At 66.0% G+C, this 6,206-nt stretch carries 5 protein-coding genes; 1 reads left to right on the top strand and 4 read right to left on the bottom strand.

Annotated features, from left to right (window positions below):
- The 4 genes from BGN95_RS14210 to BGN95_RS14225 all read right to left on the bottom strand — a co-directional run.
- A partial coding sequence (locus BGN95_RS14210) for a hypothetical protein (RefSeq protein WP_286773030.1) occupies positions 1 to 192 on the bottom strand: 192 nt, incomplete at its 3' end.
- A 29-nt stretch (positions 193 to 221) separates the two neighbouring features.
- A complete protein-coding gene (locus BGN95_RS14215; protein ID WP_286773031.1) occupies positions 222 to 1,199 on the bottom strand; it encodes a phospholipase C/P1 nuclease family protein in 978 nt (325 codons plus the stop codon).
- Positions 1,200 to 1,210: 11 nt separating this feature from the next.
- A complete protein-coding gene (locus BGN95_RS14220) occupies positions 1,211 to 2,368 on the bottom strand; it encodes a YdcF family protein (protein ID WP_286773032.1) in 1,158 nt (385 codons plus the stop codon).
- Entirely contained in the window at positions 2,368 to 4,869 is a 2,502-nt protein-coding gene (locus BGN95_RS14225) for a TonB-dependent receptor (RefSeq protein ID WP_286773033.1), read from the bottom strand. Before BGN95_RS14225 ends, BGN95_RS14220 begins: the two co-directional genes overlap by 1 nt.
- A 123-nt stretch (positions 4,870 to 4,992) precedes the next feature.
- On the opposite strand from BGN95_RS14225, the gene BGN95_RS14230 reads away from it, so the two are divergent.
- Complete coding sequence (locus BGN95_RS14230) at positions 4,993 to 6,126, top strand: ROK family transcriptional regulator (protein WP_286773034.1); 1,134 nt, start codon at positions 4,993 to 4,995, stop codon at positions 6,124 to 6,126.
- Positions 6,127 to 6,206 lie beyond the last annotated feature (80 nt).

A 6,206-nucleotide genomic window follows, 5' to 3' on the forward strand; every position in this document is an offset into this window, starting at 1 on the left:
GTGAAGGCCGGTGGCGCCGGGGCGACCGCGATGATCGGCTGGGTGCTGAACGCGCTCGGCTACGTTCCCGGTGCGGTACAGCCGATAGCGGTGCGTCTCGGCATGTTCGGTCTCGGTCTGGGCGTGCCGCTCGCCGGCACGCTGCTGGCCATGTTGCTGCTCAGGCGTTTCACGCTCGACCATCGCCGGCATGCGCGGCTGTTGCGCGCGCTCGCCTGGCGTCAGGCGGGGGCGGAGCCCGTCTCCGGATTGAAGCGCGGGTTGGAGAAATCGAGTGGCGAGGGTGTCGTCTTGGCCGGCAGCACCGCGCTTTCCGCCCAGGCGCGGCAGAGCATATCGCGCAGCATCGCCGCGCCCGCGGCGGTGCGTTCGTAGATCAGGGCGCGGACGTCCTTGTCCGCCATGTTCCTGAAGCCATCACGCTTCTCGAGCTTGTAGACCGTCTCCATTCGATCGCCCGATTGATCGAGAAAGGCGAGCACCGCATCGAACATGTCGCCGTGGCGATGCGCCGGCGCGCCGATCCGGGGCATAATGTCCGCAGCGGTGAGCCCGATGCCATCGACGAAGCGGCTCTCGAACCGCCCGTGAATGCTGCGGTCGCGGGTATAGCCGTTCGGATTGGCGCCGAGCCAGCCGTCCGAGTTCACCGAGATGTGCAGCGGCTGCGCGCCATCGCCGATATAATGGCCGAGCCGGATCGCCTGGAACGCGCAGTGCTGCTCGGGAACCGATGCGTCGCCGCCGCCGGCCTGCGCAGCGCGGATCGCGCGCATGCAGACGATTAGCCGCTCATAGGCTTCCATCGCCGCATAAGGCAAAGTGCCGGTCCAGCGGACGTTGGTGCGTGCCGCGGTAGCCGGATCGCTCTGCTTGATCGTCTCGTAATGCTTATAGAGCGCGAGGATGAACTCGTAGCGCGAGCGCGGGATCGGCTTCAGGAAGGCGAATTGTTCGCGGAACCAGCCGTGGTTCGGGTCTTCCTCGATCTTCGAAAAGCCCTCCGAATCCCCGCGCCAACTGTCCGGCAGCGCGGCCGAAGCGGAGATATAGTCGACATAGCGACGGAGGAAGACCGGGCCGTCATCGGGTATCGTCTGGATCGCCGCACGGTCGATCACCGCGTGCCCCGTGCCGCCCCAGGCATGAGCGTCGGCGGGGCACAGCATGAGGGCGGCGGCCAAAGCGAAGCGGCGCATGACGGTATCTTTCAGGGATCGAGTGGATCGCGGGGGTCGACGCGCTCGGACGCTCGTGACGGACGGAACACCAGTTCGGTCGGCGACACCCGACGCACGACCTTGCCGGGCTGATAGCCGAGCTCGGCCGCGTTGCGTTCCGCGAACTTCGCGCTTTCGATATAGGCGCTCTGCAGCGGGTTGCAGACGATCACCGTCTCCGCCTCCAGCGGCGCGCCTAACCGCGCGAGCAGCCGGCCGGCGTTGCGCAGGTTGGTGGTGGTGTGGCGGGCATAGGGCTCGGTGACGATCGCGTCGGGCGACACGCCGTAGCGGTCGATCAGCGCCTTGCGCATTTCGTCGGCCTCGGTGAACGGCGTCGCGCGTGGATGCGCCCGCCCACCCGTGAGCAGGATGAAGGCGATGTCACCCTGCGCGAACCGGCGCGCGGCAAGGCGCAAATGATATTTCCCGAACGGGCTGAGCGGTTCGCCCTCGATCTCGGGGCCAACGCCCGTGACGATCATCGCGCTATAGCGATAGCGATGCCAGTCGAGCGTCTTCGCCCGCGCCATCGCCGCAGCGTTGGCGCCGGCGGTCAGCGGTTCATGGCCGATCGCATCAGTGCGATCGCTCACGTCGAGCAGCGCGAGCGCATAGTCGATGCTGGGATCGAGCCGCTGCGCCGATCCGTCGCGGGGCGTCTCGGCGATCCAGTCCGCTGCCTGGAGGCGCGCCTGATGATCCTGCGGCGAGACCGCGCCGGGGCCATCGATCGCGGTCGCGGGGATCGCCCCCAGCGCATAGGTCCGCACGATCGTGTTGATCCCCGCGATCTCGCGATCCACTTGCGCAGCGGGCGTATCATCTGCCGCGGGAAGGCCTTGCGTTTGAGCGACGGCGCGACGCATCGCCGCCGCTTCGCGATCGCTCCAGAGCAGCGCCTGCGCGCGGCAGACGAGATCGGCGCCGCACACGGCGCGTCGCTCCCGCCGCAGGCGCAGCACATCCTCCATGCCGGGCGCCCTGGCGATCCGCTCGAGCGCTGCTGGATCATGCCCGGCGGCATCGAGCAACGGGAAGAGTCGCGCGGACAGCGTTACCATCATCCCGTCGTCCACCGCCTCGGCCGAAGCCGGAGCGGTGAGCGCCGTCACCGCGAGCGCCGCGGCGGGGAGCAGCGCACGCATCACCAGCTACGGCTGACGATGAGGCGGAAGTTCCGGCCGAACAACGGGCGGCCGTAGATCGCCTCGCTGGTGCCCTGGCCGGCGAATTGGTCGGTACGCGTGTTGCCCTCGGTCAGGCCGTGGGCGTTGAACAGATTGTCGCCAACGACCTGGACGTGCCACGCCCCCCAATCGAGCGACGCGCCCGCGCCGATCGTCTGGTACCCCGGCATCGCGGTGCGGTTGAACAAGTCGACATAGCGCCGGCCGACCCATTCGAATCGCCCGAAGATCGAGAGCTTCTGCGCGCCGAGGTCGAAGTCGAAGCTCGGCCGCAAATTGCCGAAGAATTTCGCCTCGCGAATGATCTGCTTGCCGTTCACCGCACTCGGATCGGCGCCCGAGCTGTTCTGCAGATTGGCATATTCCGGGTTCTGCCAGGTCACGGAGCCTTCGAGCGAGAACCAGCGGATCGGCACGACCCGGCCATCGACTTCGACGCCCTTGACCGAGGCCTCGCCGATGAACGGCAGCGTCTGGTCGTTGCGGCCGGTCAGCGGGTTGAACGCCGCGAACGAGGCGTTGAACGGGTTGAACTTGGTGTAGAAGCCGGTCGCGTAGAGATAGTTCGGGCCGAAGCTCGCCTTCAGGCCGACTTCGTACTGACGCGCCTTGGTCTTGACGATGGTCGCATTGATGCCGGTCACCACACCCAGCTGCGGCGGCACTTCGAGGTTGGAGATGCGCCCGTAAGCGCCGAAATGGCCGTTCAGGTCGTAGTTGACGCCGACCGTCCAGTTGGTCGCCTTGGGATTCAGCCGCTGATCGAGCACCTGGCCGGTGAAGGCGCGGGTGGTGTCGTCGGCGAGCGTGGTGGCGTCACCCAGATTGACCTGCGTGGTGGGCAGCGCGATGCCCTTATAGCCATAGCGTTCAGTACGGATACCGGCGTCGACGCGCAGGCCACGCGTGATATCCCAGGTGTCGTTCGCGTAGAAGGCGATCATCTGCGCGTCGCCCTGACCCTGGTTAAGCGTCGTGGTGTAGCGCAGCACGCCGTTCTGCGTGACCGAGCCCAATACCGCGCCCGTCGACGAATAGGCGACCAGGTCGAGGGTGCGTGGCTGGCTGCGCACCTCGATGAGCATGTCCTGATAGGCCTGGAGCAGCGTGTTGCCGTAGAAGGAGCCATACAGGCCGACGCGCACGTCATGAGTGCCGATGCCCGTCTCGAACTTGCGGGTAACGCTGAGGTCGCCCTGCACCGAATAGAAGTCCGATTCCGAGGCGCGATACTGGCCGGACATGACGAGGCCCAAAGCGGTCGAGGGATCGTAGACCGTTGCGCCGTTGGTGCCCGCAAGCGCATAGCCCAGCCGCGCGACATTGGGGCCGAACGCGGTGCGCGCGGCGGTCAGATAGCCGGCGGCGAAGGTGGTGGCATCGGCGGGGTTGGTCGTCGAATAAAAGGCGTCGAAGCTCGACTTGCCCTTGGTCCCGCCGACCTTGGCGGAGACGTGCCAGCCGTTGAAGTCCGCTTCGTAATCGACCGCGGCGTTGAAGAAGCGCATGTGACGGCCGTTGGCGAGGTCGCGCTGCATGCTTTGCAGCGCTCCGGCGCCGTCGCGATATTTGATGTTGACGTTGCGCAGCGACGGCGAGTTCATCGTGCCGGTGAAATAGTCGATATAGGGATTGAGCGAGACCGCCGGGTTACGCGGATCGTTGGTCGGGATCGGCAGATAGAAGACGTTGTGGTCGTTCACATATTCGGCCGAGATCTTGACATATCCATTGTTCAGCTCGCGCTTGAGGTTGGCGCGGATCTGGCCGCCCTTGTCGCTGGGGAAACCGGCATAGCGATAACCGTCATGCTGGCGCAGGAAACCGCCGATCGCGAAAAAAGTGTTGTCGCTGATCGGGCCGGATTGCATCGCGTCGAGCCGATAAAGGCCGGTATCGCCCAGCGTGACCTGCGCCTTGCCGCGCGCCTGCGGACCGCCCGATACGGTGATGTTGTTGGCGATCGCCGCGGCGCTGCTGGCATAGATCGGCGCCGGGCCGCCGCGCACGATCTCGACCCGCTCGGTCATCAAGTCGTAGCGGTTCATGCCTTCGCCGGAGTTGAAGAAGACGCCGTCGATTTCGTGGTAGAGCGGCAGCCCGTCCTGCTGGAAGATCAGATAACCACGATCGGTCGGGATGCCACGCACGCGGGTGATGTTCTGCACCTCACCGCCGGTCGCCTCGACCTGGATGCCGGGGACCGTGCCGAGCAGGTCGGCGTAACTCTTCGGCGCTATCTTCTCGACGTTCGCCTGGCTGAGCGAGTTGATCGCATAGGAGACGTCGAAACGGCGCTGCGCGCGCGCCGAGCCGGTGACGATAATGTCCGCACCCGTATCGTCGGCGGTCTGCGCCGGGTCGGCGGCCGGCGTGTCGGCGGTCTGCGCGAAGGCCGGCGCGGATAGCGCGCAGAGCGCGAGCACCGCGCAGCCGGCGGCGAAATTATGCTTCTTCATCGGATCGTTTCCCCCGAGATATCGTGAACTCGCGGCGCCGATGCGCGGCGCGGATGACAGATTTATTTATTTCTGAGAAAATAAATCACGGGCTGCATACCGGGCTGCTATTGGCTCCGCATGATGAGGCATCCACCGGTCACGCTGCTCGAGGAAGAGAAGCGGCTGCTCTGGCAGCTGCGCACGCGCGGCCCACAATCGCGGTCTGCCCTGGCCGAGTCTCTGCAGATCAGCAACGGCGCCATCTCCAAGCTGACCAAAACGCTGATCGGGCAGGCCTTGATCGAGGAATTGCCCGCCGAGACGTTGGCGGGTCGGGGGCGCCCGACGGTGCCGCTGCGGATTTCCCCGGCTGGGGGCTATGCGGTCGGGGTAGCGATCTATGCCGGCCTGCTGGAAATCGCGCTGGTCGATTATGCCGGGGGCGTGGTGTCGCTCACGTCCGAGAAGATCGAGCCCGTCGACCCGCTTTGTTTCGCCCGCCACGTCGATCGCCGTATCCACGATCTCGCGATGGAACACCGACTGCTGGGCAGCCGGCTGTACGGCGTCGGCTTCAGCGTGCCCGGCCCGGCGCTGTCGCGCGACGGCAATCGCTGGCACGTGGTTCAGAACCTGCCCGGGTGGAAGGAGGCGCCGCTGCGCGCGATCTTCGAGGAAACGCTGCGGCTGCCGATCTGGATCGAGAATGACGCGACGGCGGCGGCGCTCGCGGAATATTATCTGGGCGGGCTGATCCGGCGCTGTACCACCGCGGTGGTGATCCTGCTCGGGCACGGCATCGGGGCGGGAATCGTTCATGAAGGCCGGCTGATGCGCGGCGAAACGGGCAGCGCCGGTGAGATCGGTATGTTCTACCCGGGTAACCAGCCGCGCCCGACGACGCTCGATCTGATCGCAACATTGCAGGCGGACGGATGCAAGGTCGGATCGCTGGCCGATTTTGCCGAGGCGATCCCGGGATATGAGGCGACGATCGATGATTGGCTGGAACGGGCCGCCGATCAGCTTCTCCAGACGATCAACTCGGCGCTCGCCTGGTTCGACCCGGGGGCGATCCGGCTGATGAGCCCTTTGCCGTCCGCGATCATGCACGGACTTGCCGAACGGCTGAACCGCCGGGCGATCAAATGGGGCGACCATATCGCCGAGAGCGAGAAGGAGCGGTACGACATCGAAATCTCCCAGCTCGGCGGCGCCGGCTCCGCGCTGGGCGCGGCGCTACTGCCGATTCATGCGTCGATCGCGCGAACATGACGACACGATTGCTCCAGCGGAGCACCAGTGGTCTGCGTTCGGTCGGCCTCCCTGTCTGCGTTCGCCTTCAAATCGGCGGG

Source organism: Sphingomonas sp. 66-10, from assembly GCF_001897045.1.
GTDB classification, from domain to species: domain Bacteria; phylum Pseudomonadota; class Alphaproteobacteria; order Sphingomonadales; family Sphingomonadaceae; genus Sphingomonas; species Sphingomonas lycopersici.

Excerpts from the sequence above, each read along its gene's own strand:
- BGN95_RS14215 (WP_286773031.1), bottom strand. The coding sequence starts at position 1,199 with ATGCGCCGCTTCGCTTTGGCCGCCGCCCTCATGCTGTGCCCCGCCGAC.
- BGN95_RS14220 (WP_286773032.1), bottom strand. The coding sequence starts at position 2,368 with ATGCGTGCGCTGCTCCCCGCCGCGGCGCTCGCGGTGACGGCGCTCACC.
- BGN95_RS14225 (WP_286773033.1), bottom strand. The coding sequence starts at position 4,869 with ATGAAGAAGCATAATTTCGCCGCCGGCTGCGCGGTGCTCGCGCTCTGC.
- BGN95_RS14230 (WP_286773034.1), top strand. The coding sequence starts at position 4,993 with ATGAGGCATCCACCGGTCACGCTGCTCGAGGAAGAGAAGCGGCTGCTC.